The organism is Rhodococcus sp. NPDC057529 (assembly GCF_042802055.1).
In the GTDB taxonomy this organism is placed as follows: Bacteria; Actinomycetota; Actinomycetes; order Mycobacteriales; family Mycobacteriaceae; genus Rhodococcus_F.
This window is the reverse complement of the sequence record NZ_JBHVEY010000031.1, coordinates 1-15,362: the sequence shown is the minus strand read 5'-3', so window position 1 is coordinate 15,362 and position 15,362 is coordinate 1. Positions and strand designations below refer to the sequence as shown.

The 15,362-nt window shown below is 66.1% G+C and carries 17 protein-coding genes and 1 pseudogene; 7 read left to right on the top strand and 11 right to left on the bottom strand.

Annotated elements, in window-relative coordinates:
- Window positions 1-85 precede the first annotated feature (85 nt).
- Entirely contained in the window at window positions 86-1,552 is a 1,467-nt protein-coding gene (locus ACFU5V_RS38100) for an MFS transporter (protein ID WP_378706007.1), read from the bottom strand.
- The gene (locus tag ACFU5V_RS38095; RefSeq protein WP_378706005.1) at window positions 1,549-2,598 is read right to left on the bottom strand and encodes an alcohol dehydrogenase catalytic domain-containing protein; all 1,050 of its coding nucleotides are present in this window, start codon (window positions 2,596-2,598) and stop codon (window positions 1,549-1,551) included. The genes ACFU5V_RS38100 and ACFU5V_RS38095 overlap by 4 nt, the downstream gene beginning before the upstream one ends.
- A 101-nt stretch (window positions 2,599-2,699) precedes the next feature.
- Here ACFU5V_RS38095 and ACFU5V_RS38090 point away from each other — a divergent pair, with 101 nt between their 5' ends.
- Window positions 2,700-3,599 carry a helix-turn-helix transcriptional regulator gene (locus tag ACFU5V_RS38090; protein WP_378706003.1) on the top strand — a complete coding sequence of 300 codons (900 nt, stop codon included), beginning with the start codon at window positions 2,700-2,702 and terminating at the stop codon, window positions 3,597-3,599.
- Window positions 3,600-4,155: 556 nt separating this feature from the next.
- Window positions 4,156-4,857 carry an MspA family porin gene (locus tag ACFU5V_RS38085; protein WP_378706001.1) on the top strand — a complete coding sequence of 234 codons (702 nt, stop codon included), beginning with the start codon at window positions 4,156-4,158 and terminating at the stop codon, window positions 4,855-4,857.
- Window positions 4,858-5,206: 349 nt separating this feature from the next.
- Here ACFU5V_RS38085 and ACFU5V_RS38080 read toward each other — a convergent pair whose 3' ends face one another.
- Entirely contained in the window at window positions 5,207-5,644 is a 438-nt protein-coding gene (locus tag ACFU5V_RS38080; RefSeq protein WP_378438951.1) for a carboxymuconolactone decarboxylase family protein, read from the bottom strand.
- Window positions 5,645-5,699: 55 nt separating this feature from the next.
- A complete protein-coding gene (locus tag ACFU5V_RS38075; protein WP_378705999.1) occupies window positions 5,700-6,338 on the bottom strand; it encodes an HD domain-containing protein in 639 nt (212 codons plus the stop codon).
- Between the two features lie 125 nt (window positions 6,339-6,463).
- Between ACFU5V_RS38075 and ACFU5V_RS38070 the strand changes: the two genes are divergently transcribed.
- The 4 genes from ACFU5V_RS38070 to ACFU5V_RS38055 all read left to right on the top strand — a co-directional run bounded on the left by ACFU5V_RS38070 (window position 6,464) and on the right by ACFU5V_RS38055 (window position 10,277).
- Window positions 6,464-7,450: a GlxA family transcriptional regulator gene (locus tag ACFU5V_RS38070; RefSeq protein ID WP_378706109.1), complete on the top strand. Its 987-nt coding sequence runs from the start codon at window positions 6,464-6,466 to the stop codon at window positions 7,448-7,450.
- Between the two features lie 160 nt (window positions 7,451-7,610).
- The gene (locus tag ACFU5V_RS38065) at window positions 7,611-7,991 is read left to right on the top strand and encodes a hypothetical protein (RefSeq protein ID WP_378705997.1); all 381 of its coding nucleotides are present in this window, start codon (window positions 7,611-7,613) and stop codon (window positions 7,989-7,991) included.
- A gap of 169 nt (window positions 7,992-8,160) precedes the next feature.
- Window positions 8,161-9,636, top strand: coding sequence for an MFS transporter (locus ACFU5V_RS38060; RefSeq protein WP_378705995.1), 1,476 nt, complete (start codon window positions 8,161-8,163; stop codon window positions 9,634-9,636).
- The gene (locus tag ACFU5V_RS38055) at window positions 9,633-10,277 is read left to right on the top strand and encodes a TetR/AcrR family transcriptional regulator (protein ID WP_378705993.1); all 645 of its coding nucleotides are present in this window, start codon (window positions 9,633-9,635) and stop codon (window positions 10,275-10,277) included. The genes ACFU5V_RS38060 and ACFU5V_RS38055 overlap by 4 nt, the downstream gene beginning before the upstream one ends.
- Window positions 10,278-10,298: 21 nt before the next feature.
- Here ACFU5V_RS38055 and ACFU5V_RS38050 read toward each other — a convergent pair whose 3' ends face one another.
- The 6 genes from ACFU5V_RS38050 to ACFU5V_RS38025 all read right to left on the bottom strand — a co-directional run bounded on the left by ACFU5V_RS38050 (window position 10,299) and on the right by ACFU5V_RS38025 (window position 14,277).
- Window positions 10,299-11,558: an alpha/beta hydrolase family protein gene (locus ACFU5V_RS38050; RefSeq protein ID WP_378705991.1), complete on the bottom strand. Its 1,260-nt coding sequence runs from the start codon at window positions 11,556-11,558 to the stop codon at window positions 10,299-10,301.
- A 164-nt stretch (window positions 11,559-11,722) separates the two neighbouring features.
- Window positions 11,723-12,208 (bottom strand): SRPBCC domain-containing protein, encoded by a 486-nt coding sequence (locus tag ACFU5V_RS38045; RefSeq protein WP_378439928.1) that lies wholly within the window; start codon window positions 12,206-12,208, stop codon window positions 11,723-11,725.
- Between the two features lie 3 nt (window positions 12,209-12,211).
- Window positions 12,212-12,553: an ArsR/SmtB family transcription factor gene (locus ACFU5V_RS38040; protein WP_378706107.1), complete on the bottom strand. Its 342-nt coding sequence runs from the start codon at window positions 12,551-12,553 to the stop codon at window positions 12,212-12,214.
- Window positions 12,554-12,943: 390 nt separating this feature from the next.
- Window positions 12,944-13,222, bottom strand: a complete 279-nt coding sequence (locus ACFU5V_RS38035; RefSeq protein ID WP_378705989.1) for a hypothetical protein — start codon at window positions 13,220-13,222, stop codon at window positions 12,944-12,946.
- A 170-nt stretch (window positions 13,223-13,392) separates the two neighbouring features.
- Window positions 13,393-13,533 carry a hypothetical protein gene (locus ACFU5V_RS38030; protein WP_378705987.1) on the bottom strand — a complete coding sequence of 47 codons (141 nt, stop codon included), beginning with the start codon at window positions 13,531-13,533 and terminating at the stop codon, window positions 13,393-13,395.
- Window positions 13,534-14,073: 540 nt separating this feature from the next.
- Window positions 14,074-14,277: a helix-turn-helix domain-containing protein gene (locus ACFU5V_RS38025; RefSeq protein WP_378705985.1), complete on the bottom strand. Its 204-nt coding sequence runs from the start codon at window positions 14,275-14,277 to the stop codon at window positions 14,074-14,076.
- 72 nt (window positions 14,278-14,349) lie between these two features.
- Here ACFU5V_RS38025 and ACFU5V_RS38020 point away from each other — a divergent pair.
- A pseudogene (locus tag ACFU5V_RS38020) lies at window positions 14,350-14,535 on the top strand (hydroxyquinol 1,2-dioxygenase); the annotation flags it as partial.
- Here ACFU5V_RS38020 and ACFU5V_RS38015 read toward each other — a convergent pair.
- A complete protein-coding gene (locus ACFU5V_RS38015; protein WP_378705983.1) occupies window positions 14,532-15,113 on the bottom strand; it encodes a histone-like nucleoid-structuring protein Lsr2 in 582 nt (193 codons plus the stop codon). The pseudogene ACFU5V_RS38020 and the gene ACFU5V_RS38015 overlap by 4 nt on opposite strands.
- Window positions 15,114-15,362 lie beyond the last annotated feature (249 nt).

Here is a 15,362-nt window from a genome sequence, read left to right as displayed (position 1 = left end):
GGTGATGTGGTCGCGTTCCGGGCCGCCGCGCACACCGGTGTCGAGAGGCATTGCGATTTCATTGTTCAATGTCACTGTGGCATGGTCATGCTTCAACCTTGGGGTCGGTTATCGGGTGCTGGGAGCGCCGGTCGGACGAGGTGCCCGAAGCCGCACTGCGGTCTCGTGCGGCGGGCACGATCACGGTGAGCACGACGGCCAGCGCAAGCAAGAGCAGAACGCTGCTGCCGGTGAGGGCGGCGCCGACGTGGTCGGTCACCGCTGCCGGCCCGTCGAGGGTGCCGCCTACATTGGCCGAGATGGCGACGAGGACGCCCAGCCCGAGTGCCATTCCGAGTTGGTGGGCGGTGTTGACCAGGCCGGATGCCGCGCCGGCGTCCGCCGAATCCACATCGGCGATTCCTGATTTCGTCAGCGGCCCGAACGCCAGGCCTTGCCCGGCGCCCACCAGGACCATCGGCAGCGCAACGTCCACGACGTATGTATCGAGGGCGTCGATGCGGCTCAGCCATGCCATGCCGGCCAGGGTGAGCGCCGTCCCGCTAGCAAGGAGAGTCCCGTTCGACAGTCGGGCGCTCAGCCGGGGCACCGCGAGTGCGACGGCGAAGTTGACGAGGGTCATCGGCAGGAAGGCGAGGCCGGCTTGTAGTGCGGAGAAGCCGAACCCGTCCTGGAGCAGTTGGGTGGTGAAGTAGAAGAAACCGATCATCGCTCCGAGGTAGAGCAGCCGAGCGGTGTAAGCGCCCGTGCGCTCACGACTGCGGAACAACCGCAGCGGCAGGATCGGCTGCGGCACCCGGCCCTCGTGGACGACCAGCGCGACCAGCAGGATGGCCCCGATTACCAGAGCAGCCTGGACCCGTGCCGATCCCCATCCAGCGTCGGCGGATTCGATGATCCCGAAGATGACGGCACCCATGCCGAGTGTGGCAGCGAGCGCACCGATCACGTCGAACTGTCTGGTTTGCCGTGGTGTTTCCACGAGCACCGTGCCGGACCACCCGATCAATGCGACCGCGATCGGGACGTTGACCAGGAACGCCGCTCGCCAGGAGATCCACTCGGTGAGCGCACCCCCGACGAGGAGACCGAGACTGGCGCCGATACCGGCCGTTGCGGCGTACCAGGCGATCGCTCGAGTGCGGGCCTCGCCGTCGAAGTACGTCGTTACCAACGCCAAGGACGTCGGTGCGACGATCGCCGCACCGATTCCCTGCACCGCGCGGGAGGCGATCATCCACCAGCCCTCCGGCGCGAGCCCGACGAGCAGGGAAGCGGTACCGAAGATCGCGAGCCCGATCCTGAACAGTCGGCGCCGCCCGACGATGTCCCCCGCACGGGCGGCCAACAGGAGCAGGCCGCCGAAGACCAACGTATAGGCGTCCTGCACCCACGACAGCGCGATCGGCGACAGGTCGAGTCCGGATCGGATGCTCGGCAACCCGGTGAAGATCACCGAATTGTCCAGTAGCACCATGAAATAGCTGACCAGAATGATTCCCAGAACCGCGGTCTGTTTGGCCGAAGCCCGACCGGAAACCTCGGTGGTCACGGCCGAACCGCGACCTTGAGCGCTTCCCGGGCATCCATCGCCGCGTAACCCTGCGGTGTCTGATCCAGGCCGACGGTCCGGTCGAACACCTTTCCCGGCTGCACGGTGCCGTCGAGGACTGCCGGAAGTAGCTGCTCGATGTACGCGCGTACCGGTGCCGGACCACCGGCAAGAGTGACATTCGGTCCGAACAGGCTCCCGAACCCGACCGGCGCGTCCTGGTACTGAGGCACCCCCACCCGGCTGATCACTCCGCCCGCGCGGACGACGCCCACGGCCTGGTCGTAGGCGGGCCGGTGACCGACCGCCTCGAGGACGATCGCGCTGCCGAGTCCGCCGGTCAGCGCACGAACCTTCGCGATCCCCTCCTCGCCGCGCTCGGCGACCACATCGGTTGCACCGAATTCGCGACCGAGATCGGTCCGCACCCGATGCCGACCCATCAGCACGATCTGCTCGGCGCCGAGTTGACGAGCCGACAGCACGGCCAACAATCCCACCGCCCCGTCACCGATCACGGTCACGACACTGCCCTCGCGGACGCCTCCGCGGACCGCGGCGTGCCAGCCGGTGCCGTACACGTCAGACAGCGTCAACAGGGAGTTGAGCAGTCCATCGTCGGCATCCTCGCCGACCGGCGCCTTGGCCAGCGTGCCGTCGGCCAGCGGCACGCGGACTGCTTCGGCCTGACCGCCTGCCGTACCCAGCGCGGCGTCGTTCCAGAACCCGCCGCGCATGCACGAGGTCTGCAGACCCTGTGAACAGAACACACAGGTGCCACACGACACCGCGAACGGCGCGATGACGAAGTCACCGACCCGCAGCGTCCTCACGTCCGATCCGACCGCTTCGACGACGCCGATGAACTCGTGCCCCATCGACGTGCCCGCAGGGTCGACGCCCATGGAGTGGTAGGGATGCAGGTCACTGCCACACACGCAGGCCCGCACGATCCGTACGAGAGCGTCGGTGGACGATTGGATGGTGTGATCAGGAACATCGATGACGCGGACATCGCCCGCTCCGAACATGTACGTCGCTTTCATGTCACCCAGTCGACCTCCATTCCGGCCGCCCGGGGAGTCACGGATGTTCCGGGTACTGCCAGTACCTCCCACACCGTGCGGTTACTACCTACCGTGGACTCATGAGTTCGATCGACCTGCGCACCGAAATCCGCGAGTTCCTCGGCACGCGGCGCGCACGCATCACCCCTGAGCAGAGCGGACTCCCCGTCTACGGGGGCAGCCGCCGAGTCAAAGGCCTGCGCCGCGAAGAGGTCGCCATGCTCGCCGGCGTCTCGGTCGACTACTACGTCCGCATGGAACGCGGCAACCTTTCCGGCGCTTCCGACAGCGTTCTGGATTCCCTCGCCGGCGCCCTGCAACTCGACGACGCCGAACGCGATCACCTCTTCGCCCTCGCACGCCAATCGCGAGCAAGCAGTACTCGTCGCCCCCGCACCCCGCCGATGACGGTTCGTCCGGCGATCCAGCAGATACTCGACGCCACCACCGACGCGCCGGCGTGGATCCGCAACGGCCGCCACGACGTCCTCGCCATGAACGACCTCGCCCGGGCCCTGTACTCCCCCGTGCTCGCCGACCCTCGCCGTCCGGCCAATACCACCCGATTCGTCTACCTCCATCCGCGGGAAGCTGAAGAGTTCTTCGTCGACTACGACACGATCGCCAAGGACGCCGCCGCCATGCTCCGACTCGAAGCCGGCCGCAACCCCCACGACAAAGCGCTCATCGCACTGATCGGGGAACTGTCGACTCAGAGCGAACTGTTCCGCCAACGCTGGGCATCACAAGACGTGCGGTTCCACCGCAGCGGGCGAAAACGACTGCGCCACCCTGCCGTCGGTCAACTCGACCTCGACTTCGAAGCACTCGAACTGCCCTCGGAACCGGGCCTCCAACTCAACATCTACACCGCCGCCGCCGGCACACCCACCGCCGACGCCCTCAAGCTCCTCGCGTCCTGGGCCGCCAGCCGGGAAATACTCGACACCGAACAAGACACTTCCCGCCGTCCTCGGTGACTTCGAACGTCGGGGTGACCGTCGCCGAGATCTCTACCGACCCGAAACGCGAGGTGGTCCGGCCCGCAGTCGGTCCCGCATCTGCCCGGCGCGCCGACCGAACGGGTACATATTCTCCAGCCACCACGACGCACCCACTTCGACCCATTCCGACACCGCAGCAACATCGTTGGGGCCGGACGTCGAGCCGCTCGCCACGTACGCGAAGTCGTCCTCCCGCCCGATCGCGTGCCGCCCGCTCGAACGGCGCCGGGTTCGCCCAGAACCTGCGGCCGCCGACGCGCCAGCGGCGTCACCACCGTCCCCAGCAACACATGCGAGGTCGCGGTCGCCGCGACGGCCAGGCACGTCCACGACGACCGTCAGCGGTTCGGACCACTCCGTGAACGGTGGCAGCGTCACTCGATAACGCATCAGGTCAACCTACTGACCGGACGCCGCAATCGCACGGGACTTCGTCGTGAACTTCTGATCAATACCGAGATTCTGTGCGCCCCCGTCGTTACGCTTCGCATACTTCTTCACCTCTGTTTGAAGCACTCTGAATGGGGTCGGCATGACGGACATCAGCACATCTCGCGTTGGGTACAAGAGGTTCACTCGCAGTGTCGCGGTCGCGGGAATCGCAGCGCTCGCCATGGTCATGGGCAACGGCACGGCGTCGGCCGGCGTGGACAATTCCAGCTCTGTCATCGACGCCGCCGGTAACCGGATCGAAGTTCTGCAGGGCGACACCTCGTACCAGGTCGTGCCGCCGCTCGACGGAGTACCCACCAGCGTGGAGTTCTTCCACAACGGCTATGCCGGGGTCAACATCACCGGGCCGGATGCGGCGGAATTCAAGGGCACACAACTCACCGTCGGCTACCAGATCGGTTACCCGATCGCGTTGGCGGGCGCGACGATCGTCCTGAACACACCCGGTCTCGGGTTTGCGATCGGCTCGAGCAACGGCATCGACCTGGGTCTCGTCCCGGACCTCACTCTGGGGCTCAACGCGGGCACCAGCGCCACACTCGCCGGCGACATCATTCCGTCGCAGGAACTCGATATCGACCTCGAGCCGGGCGGAATCACCACCGTCCCGATCCTGGAGGGTCAGGAGTTCGACGGACCGGCGGCCTCGGTGAGGATGCAGGGCGTCCACGGTTCGATCTCCGGCGCCCTCGGTGCGGTCACGATCCGCCCCTACGCCATGGCAGTCACCGCGGACGGCGACACGGTCATGACTTACGGTGTGCCGCAGAAGCTCAACTAGTTCACTCCGGCACGGAACGACGATGTGCAGGCCGGCGCGACCCAGTCGTGCCGGCCTGTCCTCGCGCGGTGACGCGAACCACAATCGAACTGAGACGTGTTCGGAAAGAACAGAATTCGTGATTGTTCGGCCGATGCATCCGAGTAGCATTCAGGGTGTGCTGCTGCAAGTTCGATGCAACCGATCCAGCGGCATGTCGGCCCCCGCTCACTGCCCTCGAAAAGCGGTGGCGGGGGCGCGTCGCGTGCACTGCCCCTGTCGAGACCCACTGTGCGCATGCCGAGCACTTCCGCCACCAACGTGCTACTCGCCGAGAGACATCGCCCGTCGGCGGACGTAATGCGCGGCTCTACGGCGCAACCGGGTAGTGGCTGCTGACCGCGACCCGGTTCCAGGCATTCATCACCGTCGCGAGCCAGCTGATCGCGGACACCTGCTCGTCTGTGAGGGAGCCGTCGTCCCAGGTGCGCCGTTCCGGAACGGCGAGAGCGGTGACCTGTTCGGCGAGAGCGAGCGCGGCGCGTTCCTGGTCGCTGAAGTACTGCGCCTCCCACCACGCCGCGACGACCGCGAGCCGATCCGTCGTCTCCCCCTTTGCGAGGGCATCGCGCGTGTGCATGCGAAGGCAGAAGGCACAGCCGTTGAGTTGCGAGACGCGAATCTTCACCAACTCCACCAGGAGCGGGTCCACTCCCGCCGATTCCAGTGCAGCCTTCACGTCCGCGTCCAGCTTCATCAGGCTCTTGTACACAGATGGGTGCTGCTTGCTGAGATTCACGCCGGTCATGATGTCCCCTTCGTCCAAGCGTCGTCATCGCACGCTGCTTTGCAGTGCGTCCCGGTCACGCAGACCAGGCCGATTCCATGATCCGCTCCACCATGCTCACGCGACGGAAACCCGGAACGAAATGTTCGAGCACGTCGGCATTGACGGTGCCGTAGGTCGTGTCCGGCCGGTAACTGAGCCCGTCGACGAAGGCACGCAGAAAGTCGATCTTGAAATCGCCGCGCGGATGAACGGCGGTGATCTCCTCCACCTGCCCCGGATCCAGCTGGTCCAGACCCGATCCGACCACATCGGTGAGGACACCGAAGTTGGTGGCAGCAACCTCGTCTCCCATCCGGCCCGGAATCCCGGGCGTGGTGTGCAACGCGATCGCCGTCCAGACCACCTCGGCAGCAGCACCGGAGAATCCCCGCTCGAGCAGGAACCGGCGAGCGTGATCGGCGCCGTCGAGCTCGAACCGCTGCTCGACATCCGAGAACGGGCGCAGCAGACCCGTGTCATGGAACAGTGCAGACAGGTACAGCAGCTCGGGGTCCGGCCGCAGGCCGAGCTCACGCGCCCGCAGCGTGCTGAAGAGGAACACCCGCCGCGAATGATGGAAGATCAGCGGGTTCGTCGTCTCCCGGATGAGGCGTGTCGCCTCCGCCGCTGCCGGCGTCTCGGGAATGTCCACTCCTGCGATGATCTCGGACATGGGGCCCTGCCCTTCCAGATGTCGATGTTGTAGAACGGACGGTGTGCCCGTCCCCTCACGATGCCGAACATCCCGGACCAGCGCCGCCCCGTTCCGGCCATGAAGCACCCGAATCCGGACAGGCGATAAGCGTGGACAGCAGCCCCCACCCGCATCGGGTCGCGATCCTCGTCTACGACGGCGTGAAACTGCTCGACGTCGCCGGCCCCGCCGAGGTGTTCGCCGAGGCGAATCGCTGCGGCGCCGACTACCGGATCGTGCTGCTGTCACCGACCGGCGCCGACGTGGGCTCGTCGATCGGCATCCACCTCTCCGTCGACGGCGACGCGGAATCGGAGCACTCCCCCGACACCTTCCTCGTCGCCGGCGGCGACTTCTACCCCCGAACCGCCATCGCCCGCGACCTGATCGACGCCACGAACACTCTCGCCACGCGAGCCGCCCGGGTCGGGTCCATCTGCACCGGGGCGTTCGTCCTCGCCGCGGCCGGACTGCTGGACGGCAAACGCGCCACAACACACTGGAAAGTCGCACACCAACTCGCCGCCCGGCACCCCACGACGCACGTCGAACCCGATTCGATCTATGTTCGCGACGGCACCACCTACACCTCCGCCGGTGTCAGCGCCGGCATCGACCTGGCACTGGCACTGGTCGAAGAAGACCACGGCCCCGAGCTGACCCGCGACGTAGCCCGACACCTGGTGGTCTACCTGCAGCGCGCCGGCGGACAATCACAATTCTCCGCCCCACTCCAGGGCCCACCACCACGAACACCGGCCCTGCGCCGCATCGTGGACCTGGTGACAGCAGACCCCGCCGGGAACCACTCCCTCACCGAACTCGCCACACACCTCAACGTCAGTGCCCGGCACCTCACACGCCTGTTCCGAACCGAACTGTCGACCACCCCGGCCCGCTACGTCGAACTGATCCGCTTCGACCTGGCAAAGGCCCTCCTCGACCAGGGACACAACGCAACACAGGCAGCATCACTCGCCGGGTTCCCCAGTTACGAAAGTCTCCGACGAGTCTTCGTGCGAGAGCTGTCGATGTCACCGACCGTCTACCAACGCCGCTTCGGCACCGCACACCGCGCCGACGCGGAGTAGCTCGACGCAGACTTGGCGTGGTTGCAGGCTGGGGTTGATTTCGACGTCGTACAGGGTGGCGGGATGACCACCCTGTGGGTGTTACCACCGGCCCGCTCCCGGAGCAGAGTTGGTCTCGTTCGCACGACGCGAACGTCACCCAACAGGCAGGAGCAACACAATGACCTCGATCAAGACCCGCACCGCCGTCGCAGCCGCAGCGGGCGTCGCCGTAGGACTGGGAGTGTTGATGGCGCAGGGTGCCATCACTGGTGCCGCACCCGCCGAGGGGGTCGCTCCACACGCGGTTTCCCCGTACACCGTCCAGGTGCGAGACCGCATCGGATGCGCCGACGCCTGGCCCATGGTCGCCTGCGATGCCCCGGACGAGGACCGGCCCCCGCAGGTCACTCTGGTCGAGCCCGGCACCACACTGACCCAGCCGGGCGGCACCGATCTCTTCCGATCCTCGAGCGCCCAGTTCCACCCGGCGAACTATCCCCTCGAGCCCGACGACGGCGTGATCTCCCATTCGCTCGATCCCGACATGCCCTGGATGTGAACCCACTATCGCGGAGAGGTGGGCGACGACAGCCGGGACAGTCTGGCCGACCTTGAATCCACCTCGTCGAACACAACGGTCCCGGCCGACCGGGATCGACAACCTGCACCGCGTCGAATGATAGATTCCCACTATGCGGAGCGAACGCTCCGCTTCGTTGGGAGTATTCATGAAAACCGCTTCGCCGCGGACGCACTATCAATTGACATTTTCCGTTCTCACTATCGGTGTCGGCGCCTTTGCTCTTCTGCAGTCACTGGTGATTCCGGTGCTGCCGACCCTCGAGTCGGCGCTCGGCACGAACCAGGCCGACGTCACGTGGGTGCTGACTGCCTACCTGTTGTCGGCATCGATCTCCACCCCTGTCATGGGACGCCTCGGCGACATGCACGGGAAGAAGCGCGTGTTCGTCATTGCACTCACCGCACTGGCGGTGGGGTCCCTGCTCGCCGCCGTCGCCACGTCCCTGCCGGTGATGATCGCGGCTCGGGTGATCCAAGGCATCGGCGGGGGTGTGCTGCCGTTGGCGTTCGGCATCATCCGCGACGAGTTCCCCGAGGAGAAGGTGACAGGAGCCGTTGGCACCATCGCCGCACTCACCGCTGTCGGTGCAGGTCTCGGCATCGTCCTCGCCGGCCCCATCGTGACCGTACTCAGTTACCACTGGCTGTTCTGGATTCCACTGATCATGGTCGCCGCGGCGGGGGTGGCCGCGCAGCTCCTGATCCCCGACTCCCCCGTGCACACCGCCGGCAAGATCAACTGGCTCACTGCGCTGCTGCTCTCCGGGTGGCTCGTCGCACTACTGCTCGGTGTGAGTCAGGCGCCCGCATGGGGTTGGGGCTCACCGATCACCATCGGGCTTCTGGTGGCGGCCGCGGTCATCGTCGTGACCTGGGTGGTCGCCGAAGCGCGCTCCGCCAACCCGCTGATCGACATGCGGATGATGCGCATCCGCAGCGTCTGGGCGGCTAACCTGCTGGCCCTGCTGATGGGAGTCGGCATGTATGCCGCATTCGGCTTCCTGCCGCAATTCCTGCAGACGCCCACGTCCGCCGGATACGGCTTCGGCGCTTCGGTCACCGAGTCGGGTCTGATGCTGCTGCCCCTGAGCGTGGGAATGTTCCTGCTCGGACTCGCCTCGGGCCGCCTGGCGGCTCGACTGGGTTCGAAAGTGCTGCTCATCGCAGGGTCGATCGTGGGTGCGATCGGTTACTTCGTGGTGGCGTTCGCGCATGACACCGAGATCGACATCTACCTCGCCACGTCGTTGATCGGGATCGGTTTCGGGCTGGCCTTCTCGGCGATGTCGAATGTCGTGGTCGCGGCGGTACCGCCCGAACAGACCGGTGTCGCCAGCGGAATGAACGCGAACATCCGCACGATCGGCGGCTCTGTGGGCGCTGCACTCATGGCCAGCATCGTCACCGCAGGGGCGTCCTCCTCGGGAGTCCCGCAGGAATCCGGATACACCCATGGATTCGTCGTGCTGGGCACAGCAGTGGGCCTCGGCGCCGTTGCGGCCATGTTCATCCCGGCGCTGAAGCGGGACAATACCACGCGTCTCGAGGAGTCGGCCGCACTGCGGCACCCGGAACTCGCGATGGTCGCGGGCGGCACTCTGGTGGGCGACGAATCCGAATGAAGTCCGACGTGAGGGATCGGGGAAGCGGAAGGGCGCTGCGCCGCGACGCCGCGGAGAATCGGCAACGGCTACTCGACGCGGCAGCGACCGTGTTCAGCGAGCGCGGCCTGGATGTGGGGGTCGACGAGATCGCCCGGGTCGCCGGCGTCGGGATCGGCACCCTCTACCGCCGGTTCCCCACCAAGGATGCATTGGTCAGTGAGCTCGTCCGCCAGGTATACGACGACTTCCTGGCCCTTGCCGACGAAGCCCTGTCCGCGCCGGACGGCGAAGGCCTCGAGCAGGTTCTGTACGGTACCGGTGCCATCCTGGCGTCGAACCGAGGATGTTTGTCCCGTATGTGGAACGACGACGAGACCACGATTTTGCGGGACGAGTACCGACGGATCCTGTTCGAACTCCTGGCGCGAGCCAAGCAACACGGGCGCATCCGCGAGGATGCCGCCGACGCCGACCTGGATCTCATCTTCTGGTCCGTGCGCGGCGTCGTCGCGACCACCCGCGGCGTCACCGACACAGGGTGGCGCCGGGCCATGGCGATCATGATCGCGGGACTGCGGCCCGGCGCGGACACTCTCGACGAGAGCCCGATGAGCGCCCAGCACGTCGCACAGATCATCGACAACCTGTCGGCCCGATAGCGCACGGCGGATCCTGCCGCTTCAAGCACGCCGCAGGTGGCCGGCGGTCCAGTCGGCCACCAGCGACAGCACCTCCGGATCCACGGCGTCGCGCACGAGTCGCCGGTAGGCGCGCAGCGACGGCGGGTCCGTGTCACGTCGGATCAGATGCGTCAGGTCCGGAAACCGGACGGTGTCGACATGGCCGGGCACGAGTTCGGCGATCACCGTGAGATCAGCCGGGTCCACCTGCACGTCCTTGGCTCCCGTGATCGCGAGGACCGGCGCGGGGTTCTCCCGCAACAGCGGTGTCGGGTCGAAGTCGAGAAACTCTCGGAACCAGCGCGCATTCACCCGGCGACCACCCATCCGCGCGGTGTCGGTGGTGGTCCGGGACAGCGTCTCGAGCTCCGCGTGTTGCCTTTCCTTCAAGTCGATGCGCAGTGCCCGCAGGACCGCCCGCACCGGAGCGGGCAGGCCGTCGACGGCCTTGCCCGACTGCCAGTGCAGCACCTGCCGCCCCGTCACCGCCGGACACGCGAGAAGCACCACTGCCGCGGGGTCGACCCCCCGATCCGCTCCCAGCGCCACTGCGAGGCAGGCGCCCTCGCTGTGCCCGACGACCGCGATCGAATTACGTCCGAATCCCCCTGTCGTGCGCAACCAGTCGACGGCGGCAGCGGCGTCCGCGATGTTGTCCGACAGGCCGGCCGACAGGTAGTTGCCGCCCGAGTGCGCGACCCCCCGCTTGTCGTATCGCAGCGAGGCGACACCCTTCTGGGCCAACGCGTCCGCGAGGGCACGGCTCACACCGATCGGGAGCTTTGCGTGGTCGCCGTCGCGATCGAGTCGGCCGGACCCGGTGAGGATCACCGCCGCGGGCCCGCCCTCGGCACCCGCCGGAACCGTCACAGTGCCGGTCAGTACGGTGCCGTCGCCGGACCGGAACCTCACCTCGCGTTCGGATACTCCGGCACGCCCGGGATCGAGCACGTCGCGGATCTGCGCCGCGACGCGAACGGCATCGGGCACGGTCACGATCAGTTGGTCGAACTCCGCTCCCGAACCCCGTCCGAGGGTGCGCACGCGAATCGCCGGGACACCCGCCCGCACCGCGACGAAGGTGCGCACTCCCCTGCCGCGCCAGGTCCCGATGCACCGACGCCGCGGAATTCCCAGACCCGGTGCCCGCACACCCCGGATGTTCGCGAACGGGTCGGCGATCACCTCGGCGCCTCGAATCAGCGGCATGGGGACGGCGATGTCGCCGCGCAATCCGGCGAATTTTTCGAACCTGGACAATGCGAGATGTACCTCGCTCGCGCTCACACTGATCTCGGCCATTGGACACCCTCCCGTCGGTGCTGCCCCATGACGATCTCATCACTGTGTGACCGCATTGCGCACCGGATTGGAGGCGCCGCCTCGCACATGGACGGCGAGGCGGCGACAGTGAACCGGCAGGCTCAACCCTTGATGAGATCGTCGATCTGGCCGATCGCCTGCGAGGCCCCCTCGACCACGCCCATGTCGAGCACCTGTTGGAGACCTTCGGCGGTGGCATAGGTACTGACGTAGGTGGCAACGGTGCTGCCGCCTTTGTCCTCGAAGGAGAACTCGTTGGTGGACACCGGCATCGATTCGATCGGAGTGAAATCCGCATCGGCGAATCCGTCGGTGAAGGTGAAGCCGGTCGGCTCGTCGACGGAAATGATGTTCCAGTAGCCCGCATGCTTGTCACCCTCGGGGCCGGTCATGTAGTACGTGACCCGACCGCCGGGGGCGAACTCGTGGTCGACGACCGTCGCCGGGTACGTCGGCGGGCCCCAGATCTTCTCGAGCTGGCGGGGATCGGCGTAGATCTGCCAGATCCGCGCTCGCGGTGCGGCGAACTCGGCGGTGATGGTCAGGGTCAATGCATCGGTGTCCTGGCTGACATTGGTGACAGGCATCGTTCATTCCTTCCATTGCGGTTCCGTTGCGATCAGTTCGTCGATGCGGGCGATCCGTCCACGCCACACCTGTTCCAACTCGGCGAGCATGGACGACACCGCGCGCACAGCTTCCACATCGCCCGTGGCGAGTTGTTCACGGCCGCTGCGTCGCTTGACGAGTAGGCCGGATTTCTGGAGAACGGCGACGTGCTTCTGGACGGCAGCAAAACTCATGTCGTACTTCGCCGCCAGTGCCGAGACGGAATGCTCTCCGGCCAGCACGCGACGCATGATGTCGCGCCGCGTTCGGTCGGAAAGCGCGTGGAACAGGGCATCGGCCCGGTCCTCCTCTGTCTCTGACACACCCAAAACATACAACCATTTGGTTGTATGTGCAAGACCGGGACACCATCAGCCCCCAAAGGCTCACCGACCGACACCAAATACTTGTGTGGCATAGATCACACCTCTGCGATGCGACTCGACCGCGGATCTACCATTTCCTCGCGACGGTATGCATCCAGTGCACGACGCCGATGCACTCCCGGCCGGCCGAATCCCTACCGGCCCGAGGGAGATTGGCGCGGTCCGTTGCGCCGATCCACCGACCGCAGGAGCGTGGTCGGAAACCGAGGCGGTGCCCTTCTACACGTCACGGCGAGGCCCGGTCAGAGCGGAAATCCACTCCGACCGGGCCGCTTCGGTTCACTCGGGGGATCACCGCATCCACAAATGGACGGGCGCCCACCGTCCTCACCCGACGCAGATCAGCACACCCACGACCACCACTGCGACCAGCGAAGCGCCGCCGCAGATCAGCCACGCCTGGGTGGCGAGTTGCCGCCACTGATCGCACCGGTCCGTCACTTCCGCGACCGCGACCGACCGCCCCTCATTCATATCGGACGCAGGCGGCTCCGACAGACGGCGGGCCTTCACGTCCGCGCGTGCCGCCACGCCGAACGACACGGGGACCACCAGCAGCGCAACCACCAGCAGGCCCACCATCACGCCCAAACCCGTCCCGAACATTCCTCATTCCTTCCACACCAGACGACGCCCGCCACAGGTGCCGCACATCTGTCACCGCCCACCCGCACCCACGGGCACACCGATCCCCCGTCACCTATATCGCCACACGGCCGCCCGATGTTGCACCCTCGGACCGCCGGAACTCGCGACGGACAGGAGTCCCCGCCGGCCTATACGCCCGGCACCGGGAAGTTCCACATCGCCACGACGATCACGCCCATGACCAGTCCGGCGCACACGACGGTGCCAACGACACTGACACGCAACGCATCCACTAGATCGGCCCCCGATTTCTTGCTGATCCGTGCCATGACGACTCTTTCTTTCACATGCGGGAGTTCTGACTGCCACGTCGGTGACGGTGCTCCACATACATTCACCCGAGTTCGCCACCGGCACAACGGCCGATATACCTACACCCATACCCCTGTCGGGCCGCGAGTAGGGGCACCACCACAATTCGCACCCGAGCGCCGGACTTCTCCACAGAATTGCGTGTGTTTCCTGTCACATCTTTGCATTGTCGCCTTGGTTGCCGGATAACGGACTTCGGAAGTACACCTACCGGTCGGTAATTCAGGCAGTCGGAAGATTATGCAATGGCGTAGGTCACACTCTATGGACTTCCACGCAGCGTCTCACGAAAATCACTGATACGCCGCTCGTCACGACGTGCAGGCTGTCCGTGTAGCGCCCCTGCCAGCTGATTTCCATCGTTGGCGGGGGCTGCGCCTGGCTGCACCACGAGCCTGGACAGCACCCCTGCCACCTCAGCGCGGACCGTACAGCCCTGTATTGCAGCGCAATTCGCCCAGTCATCGCGTGATGCCTGCAGTCCACCGATCTGCGTATCAAAGATTGACCGCACGAAACCTTGTATCGGAAGGGGTTTCGCCGTATCGCCGGCGGTATGCGGCCGCGAAGCCGGAATGGTGAACGAAGCCCCACCGGTAGGCGATGTCTGTCACCGACCCCGTGTCGGGACCCTTCGGTGCGAGAAGATCCTCCCGGACCCGGGGAATTCGAAGCGACTCGAGCCACGCCAGTGACGACATCCAGGTGGACAATCGAGGCGGGAGGTCGATTGCACGACGATCACCGGACCGCACCGCACCGCACCGCACCGCACCGCACCGCACCGGCGGACGCTGGTCACCCACATCTTCGTCGCCGTCGATCCGCAGATCGACATCGGAGACTCCGTCTTCGGAGTCAAGGATTCGCTGATCACCCCGGACGGGCGCGAACTGAATGACCACAGCTGGGCCACAACCAGTTTCGATATCGTACTGGCTCCCGAGACTCGGGCCTAACGGTCGGAGTGGGCGTCGGTGTAGGCCTCCCACACTTCGGCGCGTAGTCGTCCGCGGTCGGAGACGGGGAAGCCGTGTTCGCGGGCCCAGGCCCGGACCTCGGCAGTGGACGGTGAACGTGCCGCAGCACTCCCCTCCTTTGCGGTAGGTGTGTCGTCGACCGGTTCCTCGTCGTCGGTGTCGTCGTCTCTGTCGGTCTCCGCGTCATCGGCGGGGACATCCTCGACCCGGTCCACGGCGCGCTCGACCAGGCCCGCGGTGTCTTCGACCAGGTCGTCGCCGGTCCGGAGGATCTCGTCACCGTTGTGTGGGAGCAGACGGCCGATGTCGCCGTCGCTCCGGGCGGTACCGGCGGTCACGGCCGCCACCTTCACTGCGTCGAGGAGTTGACCGCGCACCGATTCGTCGAGGGCGGCGAACTCGGGCGATGCCTCCAGCAGCGTGGCAGCGTGGTCGACCATCTCCTGCGGGCTGCCTACCAGGCGTCCGGCACCCGCCGCGGCAAGCTTGGTGTGGCGGGCTCGGCCCAGCCAGTATCCCACGATCACCGCGATCGCGACCTGCAGTCTGGTCATCATCGTCGACTCCCACGGATGGATTTGACCGTGCGGCCTACTGAGCCGACTACCCTGGACCGCCCGCATTCAATCGCCTGTGAGTGTGATGCCGGCATCACGGCAGACACACACGAGCCGCTTCGCGACGAACAACCGAAGATTGCAACGGCAATTGCACTAGTGTGCCGGTCCGGAAATCTTCGCCATATATTTGGTGAGGGAGTCGAGGATCTCCTCCGCGGTCTTGCGCCAGACGAAGGGTTTGGGGTC